Source organism: Streptomyces sp. UG1 (assembly GCF_049974585.1).
Taxonomy (GTDB): domain Bacteria; phylum Actinomycetota; class Actinomycetes; order Streptomycetales; family Streptomycetaceae; genus Streptomyces.
In genome coordinates, this window is record NZ_JBNGGG010000054.1 from 26,661 (window position 1) to 45,979 (window position 19,319).

Genomic DNA, 19,319 nt, shown 5'->3' on the forward strand with positions numbered 1-19,319 from the left:
TCGGCGTAAGGTGGGCGCGTGGGTTTGCCTGAGAGGGCTCTCGGGTACACCATGGAAGTCACGGATCGTTCGCGACCGTGCTAACCCGGTCCGACTCCTCCCCCCCCGAGTCGGCCGTGGAGACGACCCCCGCTCTCCCCCCCGGCGGGGGTCGTCGCATGTCCGGGTGGGTTTTCCTTTTCCGAGCGCGGCCGTGGGGCCGGTACGGGGCGGCTGCGGCCGTCCGCTCGGCACATCCATGATCCGTGACTGTGCGTAGTCGTCGCGCTGCTCTGCGGGAGTCGTACTGAGGTCGGTCGGAGGGCGTCGCGGGGGTCACCGGTTTGGGTGACGGCGATATTCACAACCGCCGAGTTGTCCACAGTTTTCAAGCAAGATCCACACGATTTCCGGGATCGCTGCACCGTGATTCCAACGCGTCCCGCTCGAGCCGACTTCATGGCCGGTTCCGGTTAGTCGGGCGTGTTTGGCCGGTTCGTATCGGCCGTTCATATGGAGGCCGGGCGCCGGTTCTTCACACGTTTGGGAATCGCGGGGCCGCAGGGCTGCGCGAGTGATGCAGCGAAGGGGGACGGAAACCGTGACCGCAGCCGTCACACACGATCCGCAGCCCGCCGCCTCCGGGCAGCCGGGCAAGCCGTTGATCGTCACGGAGGATGCCGAACTGCTCGACGACCTGCTGCGCCTGTGCGCCGCGGCCGGCGCGACACCCGAGGTGCACCACGGGGTGCCCGAGCCCAGAGGGAGCTGGGAGGCCGCGCCGCTCGTCCTGGTCGGCGACGACGCCGCCCGCCGGGTGCGCGGGGCCGGACGCAGGCGCTCAGTGGTGCTCGTCGGGCGGGACCAGGACGACGCAGGGGTCTGGCGCCGGGCCGTCGAGATCGGCGCCGACCACGTCCTGATGCTGCCGGACGGCGAACAGTGGCTGGTCGACCGCATCGCCGACGTCGCCGAGGGCGTCGGCCGACCCGCCCTCACCGTCGGCGTGATCGGCGGCCGCGGCGGGGCCGGAGCCTCCACACTCGCGTGCGCCCTCGCCGTCACGGCCGCGCGTGAAGGACTGCGCACGCTCCTGGTGGACGCCGATCCGCTGGGCGGCGGGCTCGATGTCCTGCTGGGCGGCGAGGCGGCCGAGGGGCTGCGCTGGCCCTCGTTCGCCGGCTCGCGCGGGCGGCTCGGCAGCGGCGCGCTGGAGGAGTCGCTGCCGAAACTGCACTCCCTGCGGGTGCTGAGCTGGGATCGCGGCGAGAGCCTCGCCGTTCCGGCGCCGGCGATGCGAGCGGTGCTCGCCGCCGCCCGGCGCCGGGGCGGTGCGGTCGTCGTCGACCTGCCCCGCCGCATCGACGACGGGGTCGCGGAGGCCCTCGCCCAGCTCGACGTCGGGATCCTCGTGGTCCCCGCCGAACTGCGCGCCGTCGCCGCGGCTCGCCAGATGGCCTCCGTGGTCCGGCTGGTCCTACGGGACCTGCGAGTGGCCGTACGCGGACCCCACGCACCCGGCCTGGACGACCACGAGGTCGCCCGGCTGCTGGACCTGCCGCTGGTGGGCGAGGTGCCGGTCGAGTCGGGCCTGCTGCGACCGCACGAGAGCAAGGAACCGCCCGGGGCGACCGGGCGCGGTCCGCTGGCGCGCTTCTGCCGGGAGTTCTGGGAGCGGGCACTGCTGGAAGCGAGGGTGGCGTGAGTACGGCTTCGGGGCGCGAGCGGGTGAGCGGTGGCGAGGCGGGGTCGGTGCGGGCGTCGGGCGGGCGGCGGCGGTCGGGTGGCTCGGTGGAGGGCGGGATGCGCTCGGGCGCGTCTCGTCCAGGAAGGCCTCAAGGGACTTCGGGTGGTGGGGCGCGTACGCGGGTGCCTCGTTGGGCGTCGGGGGGTGGGTCGCGTACGGGGGTGCCTCGGTGGGCGTCCGGGGGTGGGTCGCGTATGGGCGCGTCTCGATCGGCTTCGGACGGTGGGGCGAGTGCGCGTGTGGCTCGGCGGGTCCCGGACGGCGAGGTGCGGGTGAGCGGGCCGCGCGGGGTGTCTGGCAGCGGGGCTTCTGGGGGTTCGTCGCGATCGGTGTCGGGCGGTGCGGTGCTGTCGGGTGAGGGTGGATCGGTGTCGGATGGCGCGGTCTTGCCGGACGCGAGTGGGTCGGTGTCGGGCGGTGCGGTGCTGACGCGCGTGGCCGGATCGGCGTCGGACGGTTCTGGTGACGTCGGTGGCGGGCGGCGGTTGGCGCAGGGTGCGGTGAGTACGGCCGGTCCGGGGATGGACGGTGTGCGGTGGGGGTCGGTCGAGTGGGCTGGTCCGCCGGGTGCGCGGTGGGCGTCGAGCGGGTCGGCTGCCCGGGCGGGCATGCCGTCGCAACTGCTCGACGGGGTGCGGCAGTGGCTGGCCGAGAGTGGGGCCGAGCCGACGCCCGCGCGGGTGGCGCAGGCCCTGCGGCAGCAGGGCAGGGTGCTGGGGGATGCCGAAGTCCTCGGGGCGGCCGAGCAGTTGCGCTCGGAACTGGTCGGAAGCGGACCGCTGGAGCCGCTGCTCGCCGACCCGTCGGTGACGGACGTGCTGGTGTCGGCACCGGACCGGGTCTGGGTGGACCGGGGCGGCGGCCTGGAGCTGACGTCCGTGTCCTTCCCGGACGCGGCGGCCGTACGACGCCTCGCGCAGCGCCTCGCCGCGGTGGCCGGGCGGCGACTGGACGACGCCCGGCCCTGGGTGGACGCCCGGCTGCCCGACGGGACCCGGCTGCACGCGGTGCTGCCACCGGTCGCCGTCGGCTGCGCCTGCTTGTCGCTGCGGGTCGTACGGCCGCGTGCGTTCACGCTCGACGAGCTGGTCGCGGCGGGCACGGTGCCGCCGGGCGGTGACCGGGTGCTGCGCGCGCTGCTCGACGCGCGGCTGTCGTTCCTCATCAGCGGCGGCACGGGAAGCGGCAAGACCACGCTGCTCAGCGCGTTGCTCGGGCTGGTCGGGCCGGGCGAGCGGATCGTGCTCGCCGAGGACTCGGCGGAACTCAGGCCGGAGCACCCGCATGTCGTACGGCTGGAGAGCAGACCCGCCAACCAGGAGGGCGCCGGGCTGGTCACCCTCGAGGACCTGGTGCGACAGGCGTTGCGGATGCGGCCGGACCGACTGGTCGTGGGCGAGGTGCGCGGAAGTGAAGTCGTCCATTTGCTGGCGGCGTTGAACACCGGCCACGAAGGAGGCTGCGGGACCGTCCATGCGAACGCGGCGGCCGATGTGCCGGCCCGCCTGGAGGCACTCGGCACGGCGGCCGGGTTCGACCGGGCCGCGCTGCACAGCCAGCTGGCGGCCGCGCTGTCGGTCGTACTCCATCTCGCACGCGACCGGACCGGACGTCGGCGGATCGCCGAGGTGCATGTGCTGGAGCGGGATCCGTCGGGGTTGGTGCGGACGGTGCCTGCTCTGCGGTGGGGCGCGGAGGCGTTCGTGCGCGAGCGGGGGTGGGAGCGGCTGCGGGTTTTGCTTCGGGGCGAGGGCGATGGCAGGGGCCCGGTTCGGGCGGGTGTGGGCGCGGGTGCTGGTGCTGGTGGTGTGGAGGGGTGTTCAGCGGGTGTGGGTGTCGGCGGGCCGGAGTCCCGTCGGGCCCCTGAGGCCGCGGGAGTCGTGGCGGGGCGTGGTGATCGTGAAGGGCTCGGTGATTTGAGTGGATGAGATGTCGGCGGGCGCGGCCGTGCTGTGCCTGGGCGCGGCGGTCTGCTTGCTGGGCGGGCCGAACTCCGGGGCGCGGCGAGCGCAGTTGCTGCTGGCGGGCGGCGGGGCAGTGGGCGCCGGGCCGCATGACTGGCGGCGGTGGGCCGGGGAACTGCGGCGGCTGTCGGCGCGGGCGCGTGCCGAGTGGTGGGCGCTCGCCGTCGGGCTGGTGCTGGGCGTGCTGGGGTCGTCGGTGCTGCCGGTCGTCGCGGGGGCGGCCGGGGTGCCGTTGCTGCGGCGGGTGCGGCTGGCCCGGGAGGCGCGGCGGGCGCGGGAGCGTCGCGGGGCCGCGGTGATCGCGCTGTGCGCGGGGCTCGCCGGGGAGGTGCGGGCGGGGCGGCAGCCGGGTGAGGCGCTGTTGCTGGCGGCACGGGATTCCGGCGGGCTCGGTGAGGCGCAGTCCGCGGTGCTGGCGGCGGCGAGGTTCGGCGGGGATGTGCCGGGCGCGCTCGCCTTCGCGGCACGGCAGCCGGGCGCGGAGGGCCTGTCGGGCCTGGCGGCGTGCTGGCGGGTGGCCGTGGACCAGGGCGCGGGGCTCGCGGCGGGCCTCGATCGGCTGGAGGGGGCTTTGCGCGCCGAGCGGGACCAACGTGCCGACCTGCGCGCTCAGTTGGCCGGAGCCAGATCGACGGTGGTGATGCTCGCGGGGTTGCCGGTCCTGGGGCTGCTGCTCGGGGCTGCCATGGGGGCCGACCCGCTGTATGTGCTGCTGCACACCGGGGCGGGGTTCGGGTGCCTGGTCGTCGGCGGAGTGCTGGAGGGGCTGGGGATGTGGTGGGCGACGCGGATTGTGCGGGGAGCGGAGGCGGTGTGAGCGCGGAGTTTGTCCACAGGCTGGGGATGGCGGTGGGTGCGGTGCCGGTCGTCTGGTGGCTGGTGCGGTGGTCGGCGGAGATCCGGTGCGAGCGGAAGGCCCGGCGACGGCTGGCCGGGGTGATGACGACGACCGGCGACGTGGTGGCGATTCGAGGACGGGTCGATGTCCGGCAGGTCATGCGGCAGTGGCTGCCCCTGGTGGCGGTCGGGGCCGCGGGCTGGGCGCTGGTCGGTGGGATCGCCGGGCCGGCGGTGGGGCTGGTCGTCGCGGGTGGGCTGTGGCTGTGGCGGCGTCGGCAGGGAGCCGTTGGCAGGGACACGGAGGAGGTCGACGCCGGTGAGGTGGCACGTCGGCTTCCGCTCGCCGCCGATCTGCTCGCGGCCTGCATCGCGGCGGGAGCCGGTCCGGTGATCGCGGCGCAGGCCGTGGGCGACGCCCTGGGCGGTCCCGTAGGGGACGGGCTGGCGCGAGGTGCGGCTGAGGTGCGGCTCGGCGGTGAACCGGGCGAGGCGTGGCAGCGGCTGGCCTCGATGCCCGGGGTCGGGGCGCTGGCGCGGTTGCTGGAACGGGCCGATGTGACGGGGCTTCCGGCGGCCGAACCGGTTGCACGGCTCGCCGCGGAGGCCCGCGCCGACTGGACGCGGAACGCGACGGAACGGGCCAGACGGGCGGCCGTCATGGTCAGCGCACCGGTGGGGCTGTGCTTCCTGCCCGCGTTCATCGCGGTGGGCGTGGCGCCGGTCGTGATCGGGCTTGCGGGCGGGGTGCTGGGAGGAGGCAGCGGATGACGGGGTGAGGACGGCAGACACGCCGTGGCAGACACGCCACGACAGACAAGCCAGGCAGAGATTCAACGGCCGGTTTCAACGGGACCGAACCTTACGGGGGTTGAGATGTACAAGGCGGTATGGGCGCGGATGCGCGCGCTGGTGGGCAAGGTCAGGGTGCGCGCGGCGCGAGGGGACGCGGGGATGGTCACCTCCGAGTACGCGATGGGGATCGTCGCGGCGGTGGCGTTCGCCGTAGTGCTCTACAAGGTCGTGACGAGCGGGCAGGTCAGCGCGGAGTTGCAGGCCATCGTGAAGCAGGCGCTCGATGCGCGGATGTGAGCGGGAGAGGGAGCCGGGATCGGCCCGGAGGCCGGGCTGGGGCTCGGACCGGGGGTTCGTGACGGCGGAGTCGGCCGTCGTACTGCCCGTGCTGGTCATGTTCGCGATGGCGCTGGTGTGGGGGCTGCTCGTGATGGCGGCGCAGATCCAGTGCGTGGACGCGGCCCGGACGGGCGCCCGTGCGGCCGCTCGGCAGGATCCGGAAGATGCGGTGGTCGAGGTGGCCCGTGAGGCGGCACCGCGCGGATCGACGATCACCGTCGCCCGGGAGGGGGACCAGGTCCGCGTGGTCGTCGTCGCCAAGCCGCCGCTGTTGAGCGGGCTTCCCTTCGAGGTGCGGGAGGAGGCCGTGGCGTCGGCGGAGGAGATGGTGGGGGCGGGGACATGAGGGGAGGTTTCGCAACCGTCCGGAGGGCTGTTTCCGGGCGCGGGTCCGGGCAGGATGCGGCCGACGGTCGGCACACGGCCCGAGAGCCTGCGGTCCGCAAGCCTGCGGTCCGCAAGGCTGCGGTCCGCAAGGCTGCGGCCCTTGAGCCTGCAGCCGGCCTGCGCTCCGATCGGGGTTCCGCCACCGTGTGGAGCCTCGGTGTCATCACCGTGCTCTGCGTCGTCTTCGGCGTCGCACTCGCCCTGGGCCAAGCCGCCGCGACCCGGCATCGCGCGGCAGGCGGTGCGGATCTCGCGGCGCTGGCGGCGGCTGATCACTGGGAGGAGGGCGGTACGGCGGCCTGCGCCTGGGCGGAACAGGTAGCCCGGGCGCAGGGCGTGCGGCTCGTACGGTGCGTGGTGGTGGGCGAGGTCTCGGATGTGACGGCGGCGTCGGGCCGGGGCCCCTTCGCGGCAGAGGTCAGGGCACGGGCGGGGCCTGCGGGGCCGACGGAGTCTGTGGGGGTGCCTGAGCCGACGGGGACTTCGCCGCCTGGCCCTTCGGGACCGGCGGAGCCTGCGAGGGCGGCTGAGCTGACGGGGGACTTCGCCGCCGGCCCCTTCGAGGTCGAGGGGACCGGCGGGGGTGCCTGAGCCGACAGGGACTTCGCCACCCGGCCGTGCAGAGCCGAGGGAGCGTGCAGGCGCGCCGAGCCGACCAGGCCTTTAGCCGCGCGGCTCTTCGGAGCCGACCGAGCCTTCGAGGCCCGGCCGCCCTGCGGCCCCGACAGCGCGCCCCTCCCCAACCAACGCGGACATCGCACCCTCACCCTCGCTGGACTCCCGCTCCCCGGACTCTCCCTCCCCGGACTCCCGCCCCCCGGCCTCCCCCTCCTTGGACTCCCGCTCCCGCTCCCCGGCCTCCCCCTCAGCCACCCCCTTCAACAGCACGTCGAGCAACCGCACCGCCCCCCTCTTGTGCAGCGGATCGTTGCCGTTGCCGCACTTGGGGGACTGGATGCAGGACGGGCAGCCGGCGTCGCAGTCGCAGGAGGCGATGGCCTCGCGGGTGGCCGTGAGCCAGGAGCGGGCCGTGTGGAAGGCGCGTTCCGCGAAGCCCGCGCCGCCGGGGTGGCCGTCGTAGACGAAGACCGTCGGGAGGAGCGTGTCGGGGTGGAGCGGGATCGAGACGCCGCCGATGTCCCAGCGGTCGCAGGTCGCGAAGAGGGGCAGCAGGCCGATGGAGGCGTGCTCGGCGGCGTGCAGGGCGCCGCCGAGGATCTCCGGGTTGATCCGGGCCTCGTCGAGCTGGTCCTCGGTGACCGTCCACCACACCGCGCGGGTGCGCAGCGTACGAGGAGGGAGGTCGAGTTTCGTCTCGCCCAGTACTTCGCCGGTGATCAGCCGGCGGCGCAGGAAGGAGACCACTTGGTTGGTGACCTCGACGGAGCCGTAGCACAGGCGGCCGTCGCCCCAGGGGACCTCGATGTCGGTCTCCAGGACGGAGATGGCCGTCGTGTCCCGGGCGACCGTCGAATACGGCGGGGCCGCCTCCTCGACCAGAGCGACCGAGTCCTCCAGGTCGAGGGAGCGGACGAGATACGTGCGGCCCTGGTGCAGGTGCACCGCGCCCTCGTGCACCGTGCTGTGCGCGGCGCCCGCGTCGACCGTGCCGAGCAGCCGGCCCGTCCCGGACTCGACGACCTGGACCGGGCGGCCGCCCTCACCGCGGATGTCGGTCAGATCGGCGGCCCGCTCCCGGCGTGTCCAGTGCCAGGCCTTCGTGCGGCGGCGCAGCAGCTTCGCGGCCTCCAGTTGCGGCAGCAAACCCTCGGTCTCGGGGCCGAACAGCGCCAGGTCCTCCTCCGTCAGGGGGATCTCCGCGGCCGCGGCGCACAGGTGCGGGGCGAGGACGTACGGGTTGTCGGGGTCGAGGACCGTCGATTCCACCGGACGGTCGAACAGGGCCTCGGGATGGTGGACGAGATAGGTGTCCAGCGGATCGTCGCGGGCGATCAGGACGGCCAGTGCCCCCTGCCCGGAGCGGCCGGCGCGGCCCGCCTGCTGCCACAGGGAGGCGCGTGTGCCCGGGTAACCGGCGATCAGGACGGCGTCCAGGCCGGAGACGTCGATGCCGAGTTCCAGGGCGGTGGTGGCGGACAGGCCGAGCAGTTCGCCGGAGTGGAGGGCCTGTTCCAGGGCGCGGCGTTCCTCGGGGAGGTAGCCGCCCCGGTAGGCCGCGACACGCCGGGCGAGGGAGCGGTCGACCTCGGCGAGGCGTTCCTGGGCGATCACCGAGATCAGCTCGGCGCCGCGCCGGGAGCGGATGAAGGCGACCGTACGGGTGCCCTGGACGGCGAGGTCGGTCAGCAGGTCGGCCGTCTCGGCGGTGGCGGTACGGCGGACGGGGGCGCCCTTCTCGCCCTGGAGCTCGGTGAGCGGGGGCTCCCAGAGGGCGAAGACCAGTTCGCCGCGCGGGGAGGCGTCGTCGGCGACCTCGACCACCGGGAGGCCGGTGAGGCGGCGGGCGGCGACCGCGGGCTCGGCGGCGGTCGCGGAGGCCAGCAGGAAGACGGGAGAGGCGCCGTAGCGGGCGCACAGGCGGCGCAGGCGGCGCAGGACCTGGGCGACGTGGGAGCCGAAGACACCGCGGTAGGTGTGGCACTCGTCGATGACGACGTACTTCAGCGCCTTCAGGAAGGAGGACCAGCGGGGGTGGGACGGGAGTATGCCGCGGTGCAGCATGTCGGGGTTGGTCAGGACGTAGTTGGCGTACTGGCGGATCCACTCCCGTTCCTCGAACGGAGTATCGCCGTCGTACACAGCGGGCCGGACGGAATTGCCCAGCGGATGTGAAAGTTCCTTCACCGAACGGCACTGGTCCGCCGCAAGTGCCTTGGTGGGAGCCAGGTAGAGGGCGGTGGCGCCGCGGCCGTTGGGAGCCTCGGAGCCGTCCAGAAGCGTCGAGAGGACCGGCACGAGGTAGGCCAGGGACTTGCCGGACGCGGTGCCCGTGGCGACGACCACCGAGTCGCCGTCGAGGGCGTGCTCGGCGGCTTGTGCCTGGTGAGCCCAGGGATGTTCGATTCCGGCCGTCTGCACCGCGGCGATGACCTCCGCGCGGATCCGGTCGGGCCAGACGGCATGGCGGCCCTCGCGCGGGGGCACATGCTCCGTATGAGTGATGCGCGAAGCCCGGCTCGGTCCCGTGGCGAGCCGGCCCAGCACCGTGCTCGGGTCCACCCGGGAGACGGGGCCCGTCGGGGATCGATCGGATCGGTGATTCTTGGCCATCGGCACCGAGTGTGTCACTGGCGTGACGGACAATGGGACCAAGGCGTCGTGCACGCCTGCCGGTAAGTGATTGAATGCCATCGCGGCTGGCGAACCGTCCTGGGGGCTGCAAGCCGAAGGTGTCCCGAGGGACGACCGCTCGATAGCAAGGTGCTGGAGGATCCGTGGACCTGTCCCTGTCGACCCGTACCGTCGGCGATCGTACGGTCGTCGAGGTCGGTGGCGAAATCGACGTATATACCGCGCCCAAGCTGCGCGAGCAGTTGGTCGAGCTGGTGAACGACGGGAGTTTCCACCTCGTCGTCGACATGGAGGGCGTGGACTTCCTCGACTCCACCGGGCTCGGCGTGCTGGTCGGCGGCCTGAAGCGGGTGCGCGCCCATGAGGGCTCACTGCGCCTGGTCTGCAACCAGGAGCGCATTCTCAAGATCTTCCGCATCACCGGCCTCACCAAGGTGTTCCCGATCCACACCTCGGTCGAGGAAGCGGTGGCGGCGACCGACTGACCACCGGACCCGGGCCCGCCGCAGTGCGGGCCCGGGGCGGCAGAAGTTGAAAGAGAGGCGGGGGACCGGGCTTTCGGCGGACCGGTCCCCCGGCACAGCACGCCCGAAGTTCCGAGGGGGATGCATGGCCACCGTTGAACTCCGCTTCAGCGCGCTGCCCGAGCACGTCAGGACCGCCAGGTTGGTGGCGGCAGCGGTGGCGCGCAGGGCCGGAGTGGACGAGGCCGTCCTGGACGAGGTCAGGCTCGCTGTCGGCGAGGCCTGCACCCGGGCCGTCGGACTGCACCAGAGCGTCGGCATCACGGCGCCGGTGAAGGTGTCGCTGATCGAGGAGGAGAAACAGTTCTCCATCGAGGTCGGCGACGAGGCGCCGCGCACCGCTCCCGGCGAGCGGGCACCCGGCGCCGCGGGCGCCGACGGAGACGTCGACGCCGAGGAGGACGAGATGGGCCTCGCGGTCATCAGCGGCCTCGTCGACGACGTGGAGGTCTCCGCAGGGGAGCATGGTGGGCTGATCCGTATGACCTGGCCGACCACACCGCCGGCCGTGGTGCTCTCCTGAGTCCCACCCGCTGTTCTGTACCGAAGGGCCCTACCGAGTAGGGCCCTTCGGCATGTCGGGGGCGCGGTTGCCCGGCCTACAGTGGCCTCGTCCAGTCCCGTCCAGCCCCGTGCGACACATTTCGTGAATTCCTTCACGACCAACTTCACGATCTACTTGACGATCAATCGCGTGGTCATTTGATCAAGTAAATGTCCGCGTCAATGCCTTTGGGGCATTACCACTTTCGGGTTCCGTGATCGATGGTCGATCATTTGCTGAACGGCATGTGAAGGCCAATTCCGTTTACCGCCATCTGTTTTGATCAGGTTCCGGTACCTAGAATCCGTCCACATCTTGAGCTCAGCCCAAGCGTCAAGGAGGACGAATGGCGGGGCTTTCTACCCCTCATCAGCTAGACCACCCCACAACCCTCGCAGCGGCAGTGCTGACCGACGACAACCGGATCATCATCACGATCATCGGGGTCGTCGCACTGGCCGCGCTCGTGGTCGCCGGCGTCCTGGTGCGCCAGGTGCTCGCGGCGGGCGAGGGCACCGACAGCATGAAGAAGATCGCGTCGGCGATCCAGGAAGGCGCGAACGCCTATCTGGGACGGCAGATGCGCACGCTCGGCGTATTCGCCGTCGTCGTGTTCTTCCTGCTCATGCTGCTGCCCGCGGACGACTGGAATCAGCGCATCGGCCGATCGGTGTTCTTCTTGATCGGCGCCGCGTTCTCGGCGGCCACCGGTTATATCGGCATGTGGCTCGCCGTGCGCAGCAATGTGCGGGTCGCCGCGGCCGCACGGGAAGCGACCCCGGCGCCGGGAGAGCCGGAAAAGGATCTCACCGCCGTCTCGCACAAAGCCATGAAGATCGCTTTCCGTACGGGCGGCGTCGTCGGCATGTTCACGGTGGGGCTCGGTCTGCTGGGCGCCTCCTGTGTGGTGCTGGTGTACGCGGCCGACGCGCCGAAGGTGCTCGAAGGATTCGGTCTCGGTGCCGCGCTGATCGCGATGTTCATGCGTGTCGGCGGCGGCATTTTCACCAAGGCCGCCGACGTCGGCGCCGACCTGGTCGGCAAGGTCGAACAGGGCATTCCGGAGGACGACCCGCGCAATGCCGCGACCATCGCCGACAACGTGGGCGACAACGTCGGCGACTGCGCGGGCATGGCGGCCGACCTCTTCGAGTCGTACGCCGTGACCCTGGTCGCCGCGCTGATCCTCGGGTCGGCGGCGTTCGGCGACTCGGGGCTCGCCTTCCCGCTGATCGTGCCCGCGATCGGCGTGATCACCGCGATGATCGGTATCTTCGCCGTCGCCCCGCGCCGCAGCGACCGCAGCGGCATGACGGCGATCAACCGCGGGTTCTTCATCTCCGCTGTGATCTCGATCGCACTTGTGGCGGCCGCCGTGTTCATCTACCTGCCGTCGTCGTACGCCGACCTCGACGGCATCACCGACGAGGCGATCGCGGCCAAGGGCGGCGACCCGCGGATCCTCGCGCTCGTCGCCGTGGCGATCGGCATCCTGCTCGCCGCCGTCATCCAGCAGCTCACCGGCTACTTCACCGAGACCAACCGACGCCCGGTCAGGGACATCGGCAAGACCTCGCTGACCGGTCCCGCCACCGTCGTCCTCGCCGGCGTCTCCGTCGGCCTGGAGTCGGCCGTCTACACCGCGCTGCTGATCGGGCTCGGCGTGTACGGGGCGTTCCTGCTCGGCGGCACGTCGATCATGCTGGCGCTGTTCGCGGTGGCGCTGGCCGGCACCGGCCTGCTCACCACGGTCGGCGTGATCGTCGCCATGGACACCTTCGGCCCGGTCTCCGACAACGCGCAGGGCATCGCCGAGATGTCCGGCGACGTCGAGGGCGCCGGCGCCCAGGTGCTCACCAACCTGGACGCGGTCGGCAACACCACCAAGGCCATCACCAAGGGCATCGCCATCGCCACCGCCGTCCTGGCGGCGGCGGCGCTCTTCGGGTCGTACCGCGACGCCATCACCACCGGCGCCCGGGACGTCGGCGAGAAGCTCAGCGGTGAAGGCGCGCCGATGAGCCTGATGATGGACATCTCGCAGCCCAACAACCTCGTCGGACTGGTCGCGGGCGCGGCGGTCGTCTTCCTCTTCTCGGGGCTCGCCATCAACGCCGTGTCGCGGTCGGCGGGTTCCGTGGTGTACGAGGTGCGGCGGCAGTTCCGCGAGAAGCCCGGGATCATGGACTACAGCGAGAAGCCCGAGTACGGCAAGGTCGTCGACATCTGCACCAAGGACGCGCTCCGGGAGCTCGCGACGCCCGGTCTGCTCGCCGTGATGGCGCCGATCTTCATCGGGTTCACGCTCGGCGTCGGCGCCCTCGGCGCGTTCCTCGCGGGTGCGATCGGTGCCGGCACCCTGATGGCGGTGTTCCTCGCCAACTCCGGCGGCGCCTGGGACAACGCCAAGAAGCTCGTCGAGGACGGCCACCACGGCGGCAAGGGCAGCGAGGCCCACGCCGCGACGGTGATCGGCGACACGGTCGGCGACCCCTTCAAGGACACCGCCGGTCCGGCGATCAACCCGCTGCTGAAGGTGATGAACCTCGTGTCGCTGCTCATCGCGCCCGCGGTCATCCAGTTCAGCTACGGCGAGGACAAGAGCGTCGGCGTGCGGATCACGATCGCCGTGCTCTCGCTCCTCGTGATCGTCGGCGCGGTCTATGTCTCCAAGCGGCGCGGCATCGCCATGGGTGACGAAGGCAACGCCGAACGAGTGCCCAACCCGGCGGACCCCGCGGTGGTTTCGTAGGCGGTCTTACGACGGCCCAGCTCAAGAGGCGGGCGGACGGCGCGTGTTGCTGCGCCGCCCGCCCGCTTCGTGCTTGTTCACGCCCTTGCCGTGACGCTTCTCTCGCATGGTGTAAAGGGCTAGAAAAACGCACGTATGTGGCATTCGGTGCACTCCCGTTCCCCCAGCGACGTGTAGGGTCCCGTGGCCGAGAGCCGTGGAAGGGACCAATCCGGTGAACAAGAAGCTGGCGGCCGCACTGTCCGGCGGTGCGGTACTGACACTGGCGCTGACGGGATGCTCGGGCGACGAGGGCAACAAGGAGCTCGACGCCTGGGCCAAGAAGGTCTGCGACGCCGTGCCGGCGCAGAACGCGAAGATCTCGGCGGCCTATGTCGCGATCACCAAGGCGGCCAAGGACACCACGAGCACGCCCAAGGAGCTCCAGGAGGCCGATGCCAAGGCCTTCCAGGACCTCGCCGACGGCTACAAGGCGCGCGCGAGCCTCATCAGCAACGCCGGGGCGCCTCCTGGCGTCGACAACGGCGCGACGATCCAGAAGGACGTCGTCACCAAGCTCACCGCCCTCTCCGCGGCCTACGCCGACCTGAAGAAACAGGTCGACGATCTGGACACCAAGGACCAGGCGAAGTTCGCGTCCGGCCTGAAGGACGTGTCGGCCGAGATGAAGCAGGTCGAGACCCAGCGCAAGAGCGCGGTCGACGCGCTGAAGAAGCTGGAGTCGGGCGACACCAAGAAGGCGCTCACCTCGCAGGAGGGCTGCAAGCAGGCCGCCGTGGCGTCCGCGTCGGCCGGGACCGCCACCGGCTGAGCCGCCCGAGGGGCGGGCGCGGGTGACAATGAGGGCGTGAGTGACTCCACGCTGCCCTCCCTGCCCACCTCCGACCGCCCCGACGTTGCCACGAGGCTGCGGGAGGCCCTGCTGAGGGCCTCCTTCACGGCCGACGGGTTGCTCGAACTGCTGGGCGCGCCCGCGTACGCGGCGCTCGCCCGGAGCGAGACCGTGCCCGCACTCCGGGCGACCCGGGGAGACACGCCGCTGGAGGCGCTCGTACGGCTGTTCCTGTTGCAGCAGCCCGTGCCGCACGCGCGCGTGGCGGACGTACTGCCCGTCGACGCGTGCCTGGAGAGCGGCTGGCTGATCCGGGTCGGCGGCGAGTCCGGCGACGACGTCTCGGCGACCGTGGACGTACGGCCGTACGGCGGCCCCGCGGGCGAGGACTGGTTCATCGTGTCCGACCTGGGATGCGCGGTCGGCGGGGCGGGCGGGATCGGCACCAAGGACGAGGGAGTCGTCCTTGGCGTCGGCGGCGCCTCCACCACCCTCGCCGGCATCACCGTCCGTACGCCCGTGTCCTCCGCCCTCGACCTCGGCACCGGATCCGGCATCCAGGCGCTGCACGCCGCGCAGCACGCCACGCGCGTGACGGCGACCGACCTCAACCCACGCGCGTTGCACATCACCGCGCTCACGCTCGCGCTGTCCGGCGCCCCGGCCGCGGACCTGCGGGAGGGCTCGCTGTTCGAGCCGCTCAGGAGCGGCGAGACGTACGACCTCATCGTGTCCAACCCGCCCTTCGTGATCTCGCCGGGCGCGCGGCTGACGTACCGCGACGGCGGAATGGGCGGGGACGATCTGTGCCGGTCGATCGTTCAGGGTGCGGGGGAGCGGCTGAGCGAGGGCGGGTTCGCCCAGTTCCTCGCCAACTGGCAGCACGTGGAGGGGGAGGAGTGGCAGGACAGGCTCAGGTCGTGGGTGCCGCGCGGGTGCGACGCGTGGATCGTGCAGCGCGAGGTCCAGGACATCACGCAGTACGCCGAGCTGTGGCTCAGGGACGCCGGGGACCACCGGGGTGACGCGGCCGAGTACCAGGCGCGGTACGACGCGTGGCTGGACGAGTTCGAGGCGCGCAAGGTCAAGGCCGTGGGCTTCGGGTGGATCACCCTGCGGAAGACGTCCGCCGCCGTGCCCTCGATCACCGTGGAGGAGTGGCCGCACCCGGTCGAGCAGCCGCTCGGCGACACGGTGCGGGCGCACTTCGACCGGCTCGACTACCTGCGCGCGCGGGACGACGCGGGGCTGCTGGCGGACCATTTCCGGCTCGTCTCCGAGGTCGTGCAGGAACAGGTCGGGCTGCCCGGCGCCGAGGACCCGGAGCACGTGGTGCTGCGCCAGCACCGCGGCATGCGCCGGGCCACCCAGGTGGACACGGTCGGCGCGGGCTTCGCCGGCGTGTGCGACGGCTCGCTGAGCGCGGGCCGCATCCTGGACGCGATCGCCCAACTGATGGGCGAGGACCCGGTGTTGCTGCGCGACCGCACGCCCGCGCAGATCCGGCTGCTGGTGGAGCAGGGGTTCATCGAACCGGCGCGGTGACCTTGCGGGGGCGGCCTGCGCCTGCGTCGGGGACCAACCCGGCCCCGGCCAGGTCATAAGCACTGTTCGGGCACCCGGCGAAAAGACGCGCAAGAACCGGAGCCGACAACGCCGACAAGCTGCGCGGGAACAAATTCGAGTCGATCTGGTGCCGAGTTTGCAAGATCATGCGCACGGTCCGCAGGGCCGACAACACCAGGACGACCGGAAAGATACCCGCGCACGGCGCCGTCTGAGGCTGGAGGGGGCGACGAGGGTGGAGGATCTTGTGGGGCTGTTGTGGCGGTCGGGGCCGGAGGGCTCGCCGGTCCGCAGCCGTGTCAGTCCCGCGTTCACCTGAGGTTCGCCTGTGCGCCGTCCGCGCGTGTCAGCCTCGCCGGGCTGGGCGTTCGCGGACGGGAGAAAAGGGGCAAGCGGCACCATGGAAAGGGGACCGGCGATCTTCGCGGGGGCGGTGTTCGCCCTGTTCGGAGGCGCGCTGCTGGTGTGGACCGCGGCCCGGGTGCGACAGCGCCGGCCCGTCGCCCACGGTGTGAACCCCGTCGCATCGGCGACCCTCGCGAGCCTGGTCTCGGTGATCGCATTGATCCTCGGAACATGGTGCTTCTCCCGCCTCTGAGAACGGCCCACGAGCTGGGCGGCCGGTAATTGGCAGGCCGTCTTCCGGAAAGGCTCGAAAAGGCCTGTGGGCACTCCGGGCGGCAGGAATGGCGGAAGTCGGGTTACCGTTCGAGTGGCCGTTGCGGGCTTTTCCCGTTTGACAACAGGGCGGGATGTACCGTCACACTCCGCAGCGTCACCACCACCCGACCCCGGGACCAGCGACCCCGGGGAGGCCCAGCGTCGACCGGAGAGAAGAGCGAAGTTGTCCCCGACCAGCGAGACCGCACAGGGCGGCCGCCGACTCGTCATCGTCGAGTCGCCTGCCAAGGCGAAGACGATCAAGGGCTACCTCGGCCCCGGATACGTTGTCGAGGCGAGCGTCGGGCACATCCGCGACCTCCCGAACGGCGCCGCGGAGGTGCCCGAGAAGTACACCGGCGAGGTCCGCCGCCTCGGCGTGGACGTCGAGCACGACTTCGAGCCGATCTATGTCGTCAACGCCGACAAGCGGGCACAGGTCAAGAAGCTCAAGGACCTGCTCAAGGAGTCCGACGAGCTCTACCTCGCCACCGATGAGGACCGCGAGGGCGAGGCCATCGCCTGGCACCTGCAGGAGGTGCTCAAGCCCAAGGTCCCGGTCAAGCGGATGGTCTTCCACGAGATCACCAAGGCCGCGATCCAGGCCGCCGTCGCCAACCCGCGCCAGCTCAACCAGAAGCTCGTCGACGCCCAGGAGACCCGCCGCATCCTCGACCGCCTCTACGGCTACGAGGTCTCGCCGGTGCTGTGGAAGAAGGTCATGCCGCGGCTGTCGGCCGGCCGGGTGCAGTCGGTGGCCACACGACTTGTGGTGGAGCGGGAACGCGAGCGCATCGCGTTTCGTTCTGCCGAGTACTGGGACCTGACGGGGACCTTCGCGACCGGCCGCGCCGGGGATCCGTCGGACCCGTCGTCGCTGGTCGCCCGCCTGCAGACCGTCGACGGCAGGCGGGTCGCGCAGGGCCGCGACTTCGACTCCCTGGGACAACTCAAGAGTGCGAACACCCTCCACCTCGACGAGGCGAACGCCCGCGCGTTGGCCGCCGCCCTGGAGCAGACGCAGTTCGCCGTCCGGTCCGTCGAGTCCAAGCCCTACCGCCGCTCGCCGTACGCCCCGTTCCGTACGACGACCATGCAGCAGGAGGCCAGCCGCAAGCTCGGCTTCGGCGCGAAGGCCACGATGCAGATCGCGCAGAAGCTGTACGAGAACGGCTACATCACGTACATGCGTACGGACTCCACGACGCTGAGCGACACCGCCGTCGCGGCCGCCCGCGCCCAGGTCACGCAGCTGTACGGCGCCGACTACCTGCCGTCCGCCCCGCGCACGTACGCCGGCAAGGTCAAGAACGCGCAGGAGGCGCACGAGGCGATCCGCCCCTCCGGCGACCGCTTCCGCACCCCTGCCGAGACCGGGCTGACCGGCGACCAGTTCAAGCTCTACGAGCTGATCTGGAAGCGGACCGTGGCCTCCCAGATGAAGGACGCGACCGGTAACTCGGTCACCGTCAAGATCGGCGGCACGGCGGCCGACGGACGCGACGTCGAGTTCAGCGCGTCCGGCAAGACGATCACTTTCCACGGCTTCCTCAAGGCCTACGTCGAGGGCGCCGACGACCCGAACGCCGAGCTGGACGACCGCGAGCGCCGACTGCCGCAGGTCAGCGAGGGCGACGCGCTGAGCGCCGAGGAGATCACGGTCGACGGGCACGCCACCAAGCCCCCGGCCCGCTACACCGAGGCCTCCCTGGTCAAGGAGCTGGAAGAACGCGAGATCGGCCGCCCGTCGACATACGCGTCGATCATCGGCACGATCCTCGACCGCGGCTATGTGTTCAAGAAGGGCACGGCCCTCGTCCCGTCCTTCCTGTCCTTCGCCGTCGTCAACCTCCTGGAGAAGCACTTCGGGCGGCTCGTCGACTACGACTTCACCGCCAGGATGGAGGACGACCTCGACCGCATCGCCCGCGGCGAGGCCCGGTCCGTGCCGTGGCTGAAGCGGTTCTACTTCGGCGAAGGCACCCACAACGGCGACGCGGCCGACGCCGGCAACGGCGACGGGGACCACCTCGGCGGCCTCAAGGAGCTGGTGACCGACCTGGGCGCGATCGACGCGCGCGAGGTGTCGTCGTTCCCGGTGGGCAACGGCATCGTCCTGCGGGTCGGCCGCTACGGCCCGTACATCGAGCGCGGCGAGAAGGACAGCGAGCAGCACCAGCGCGCCGACATCCCGGACGACCTCGCGCCGGACGAGCTGTCCGTCGAGCTGGCCGAGGAACTGCTGGCCAAGCCCAGCGGCGACTTCGAGCTGGGCACCGACCCGAAGACCGGTCACGCGATCGTCGCCAAGGACGGCCGCTACGGCCCCTACGTCACCGAGGTGCTCCCCGAGGGCACCCCGAAGACCGGCAAGAACGCCGTCAAGCCGCGTACGGCCTCGCTGTTCAAGTCGATGTCGCTGGACACGGTGACCTTGGAGGACGCGCTCAAGCTGATGTCCCTGCCCCGGGTCGTCGGCACCGACGCGGAAGGCGTGGAGATCACCGCGCAGAACGGCCGCTACGGGCCGTACCTGAAGAAGGGCACGGACTCGCGCTCGCTGCAGTCCGAGGAGCAGCTCTTCACGATCACCCTCGAAGAGGCGCTGGCGATCTACGCCCAGCCCAAGCAGCGGGGCCGCGCCGCCGCCAAGCCGCCGCTGAAGGAGCTGGGCACCGACCCGGTGAGCGAGAAGCCGGTCGTCGTCAAGGACGGTCGCTTCGGGCCGTACGTCACCGACGGGGAGACCAACGCGACCCTGCGCTCCGGCGACAGCGTCGAGGCGATCACCCCGGAGCGCGGCTTCGAGCTGCTCGCCGAGAAGCGCGCCAAGGGGCCCGCCAAGAAGACGGCGAAGAAGGCCGCCGCGAAGAAGACGACCGCCAAGAAGGCCGCCCCGGCCAAGAAGACGGCCGCCAAGAAGACCGCGGCGAAGAAGACGACCACGGCGGCGAAGAAGACGACGGCGAAGAAGACGACGGCGAAGAAGACGGCCGCCAAGAAGGCGACGGCCGCCAATTCGTCGGCGGAGGACTGAGCCGCCGCACTTCGGGACCGACCAGGCCCCAATAAAGGCCGGTTGAGGGCCGGTTGACGGCCTGGTTCTTCACCTACGGTTCGCAAAACGAACGCCTCGGCATC

At 71.5% G+C, this 19,319-nt stretch carries 15 protein-coding genes; 14 read left to right on the top strand and 1 reads right to left on the bottom strand.

Annotated features, from left to right (window positions below; translation table 11 throughout):
- Positions 1-580: 580 nt before the first annotated feature.
- The 7 genes from ssd to ACP4J3_RS43470 all read left to right on the top strand — a co-directional run bounded on the left by ssd (position 581) and on the right by ACP4J3_RS43470 (position 6,639).
- Complete coding sequence (ssd, locus tag ACP4J3_RS43440) at positions 581-1,684, top strand: septum site-determining protein Ssd (protein ID WP_426542493.1); 1,104 nt, start codon at positions 581-583, stop codon at positions 1,682-1,684.
- 650 nt (positions 1,685-2,334) lie between these two features.
- Complete coding sequence (locus tag ACP4J3_RS43445; RefSeq protein WP_426542495.1) at positions 2,335-3,654, top strand: TadA family conjugal transfer-associated ATPase; 1,320 nt, start codon at positions 2,335-2,337, stop codon at positions 3,652-3,654.
- 1 nt (position 3,655) lies between these two features.
- Positions 3,656-4,507, top strand: a complete 852-nt coding sequence (locus ACP4J3_RS43450) for a type II secretion system F family protein (protein WP_426542580.1) — start codon at positions 3,656-3,658, stop codon at positions 4,505-4,507.
- Positions 4,504-5,298, top strand: coding sequence for a type II secretion system F family protein (locus tag ACP4J3_RS43455; protein WP_426542497.1), 795 nt, complete (start codon positions 4,504-4,506; stop codon positions 5,296-5,298). The genes ACP4J3_RS43450 and ACP4J3_RS43455 overlap by 4 nt, the downstream gene beginning before the upstream one ends.
- Before the next feature lie 105 nt (positions 5,299-5,403).
- On the top strand, positions 5,404-5,619 hold the full coding sequence (locus tag ACP4J3_RS43460; protein WP_426542499.1) for a DUF4244 domain-containing protein: 216 nt from the start codon (positions 5,404-5,406) through the stop codon (positions 5,617-5,619).
- Positions 5,606-6,007 carry a TadE family type IV pilus minor pilin gene (locus tag ACP4J3_RS43465; protein WP_426542501.1) on the top strand — a complete coding sequence of 134 codons (402 nt, stop codon included), beginning with the start codon at positions 5,606-5,608 and terminating at the stop codon, positions 6,005-6,007. Before ACP4J3_RS43460 ends, ACP4J3_RS43465 begins: the two co-directional genes overlap by 14 nt.
- A 158-nt stretch (positions 6,008-6,165) precedes the next feature.
- Positions 6,166-6,639, top strand: coding sequence for an Rv3654c family TadE-like protein (locus ACP4J3_RS43470; RefSeq protein ID WP_426542582.1), 474 nt, complete (start codon positions 6,166-6,168; stop codon positions 6,637-6,639).
- A gap of 72 nt (positions 6,640-6,711) precedes the next feature.
- On the opposite strand, the gene ACP4J3_RS43475 is transcribed toward ACP4J3_RS43470, so the two are convergent.
- Positions 6,712-9,360, bottom strand: coding sequence for a DEAD/DEAH box helicase (locus ACP4J3_RS43475; RefSeq protein WP_426542503.1), 2,649 nt, complete (start codon positions 9,358-9,360; stop codon positions 6,712-6,714).
- 83 nt (positions 9,361-9,443) lie between these two features.
- On the opposite strand from ACP4J3_RS43475, the gene bldG reads away from it, so the two are divergent.
- The 7 genes from bldG to topA all read left to right on the top strand — a co-directional run bounded on the left by bldG (position 9,444) and on the right by topA (position 19,215).
- The gene (bldG, locus tag ACP4J3_RS43480) at positions 9,444-9,785 is read left to right on the top strand and encodes an anti-sigma factor antagonist BldG (protein WP_003975386.1); all 342 of its coding nucleotides are present in this window, start codon (positions 9,444-9,446) and stop codon (positions 9,783-9,785) included.
- A gap of 124 nt (positions 9,786-9,909) precedes the next feature.
- Positions 9,910-10,347, top strand: coding sequence for an ATP-binding protein (locus ACP4J3_RS43485; RefSeq protein ID WP_426542505.1), 438 nt, complete (start codon positions 9,910-9,912; stop codon positions 10,345-10,347).
- A gap of 367 nt (positions 10,348-10,714) precedes the next feature.
- The gene (locus tag ACP4J3_RS43490) at positions 10,715-13,120 is read left to right on the top strand and encodes a sodium-translocating pyrophosphatase (protein WP_426542507.1); all 2,406 of its coding nucleotides are present in this window, start codon (positions 10,715-10,717) and stop codon (positions 13,118-13,120) included.
- Positions 13,121-13,316: 196 nt separating this feature from the next.
- Complete coding sequence (locus tag ACP4J3_RS43495) at positions 13,317-13,931, top strand: small secreted protein (protein ID WP_426542509.1); 615 nt, start codon at positions 13,317-13,319, stop codon at positions 13,929-13,931.
- A gap of 36 nt (positions 13,932-13,967) precedes the next feature.
- Positions 13,968-15,497: a DUF7059 domain-containing protein gene (locus tag ACP4J3_RS43500; RefSeq protein ID WP_426542511.1), complete on the top strand. Its 1,530-nt coding sequence runs from the start codon at positions 13,968-13,970 to the stop codon at positions 15,495-15,497.
- A gap of 421 nt (positions 15,498-15,918) precedes the next feature.
- The gene (locus ACP4J3_RS43505; protein WP_426542513.1) at positions 15,919-16,116 is read left to right on the top strand and encodes a hypothetical protein; all 198 of its coding nucleotides are present in this window, start codon (positions 15,919-15,921) and stop codon (positions 16,114-16,116) included.
- A 246-nt stretch (positions 16,117-16,362) separates the two neighbouring features.
- Entirely contained in the window at positions 16,363-19,215 is a 2,853-nt protein-coding gene (gene topA / locus ACP4J3_RS43510) for a type I DNA topoisomerase (RefSeq protein WP_426542515.1), read from the top strand.
- Positions 19,216-19,319: the final 104 nt, after the last annotated feature.

What these genes read in the sequence shown, in the direction of transcription:
- ACP4J3_RS43490 (WP_426542507.1), top strand. Translation starts at nt 10,715, where the DNA reads ATGGCGGGGCTTTCTACCCCTCATCAGCTAGACCACCCCACAACCCTC.
- ACP4J3_RS43460 (WP_426542499.1), top strand. Translation starts at nt 5,404, where the DNA reads ATGTACAAGGCGGTATGGGCGCGGATGCGCGCGCTGGTGGGCAAGGTC.
- ACP4J3_RS43450 (WP_426542580.1), top strand. Translation starts at nt 3,656, where the DNA reads ATGTCGGCGGGCGCGGCCGTGCTGTGCCTGGGCGCGGCGGTCTGCTTG.
- ACP4J3_RS43465 (WP_426542501.1), top strand. Translation starts at nt 5,606, where the DNA reads ATGCGCGGATGTGAGCGGGAGAGGGAGCCGGGATCGGCCCGGAGGCCG.
- ACP4J3_RS43475 (WP_426542503.1), bottom strand. Translation starts at nt 9,360, where the DNA reads ATGGCATTCAATCACTTACCGGCAGGCGTGCACGACGCCTTGGTCCCA.
- ACP4J3_RS43505 (WP_426542513.1), top strand. Translation starts at nt 15,919, where the DNA reads ATGGAAAGGGGACCGGCGATCTTCGCGGGGGCGGTGTTCGCCCTGTTC.
- ACP4J3_RS43445 (WP_426542495.1), top strand. Translation starts at nt 2,335, where the DNA reads ATGCCGTCGCAACTGCTCGACGGGGTGCGGCAGTGGCTGGCCGAGAGT.
- ACP4J3_RS43485 (WP_426542505.1), top strand. Translation starts at nt 9,910, where the DNA reads ATGGCCACCGTTGAACTCCGCTTCAGCGCGCTGCCCGAGCACGTCAGG.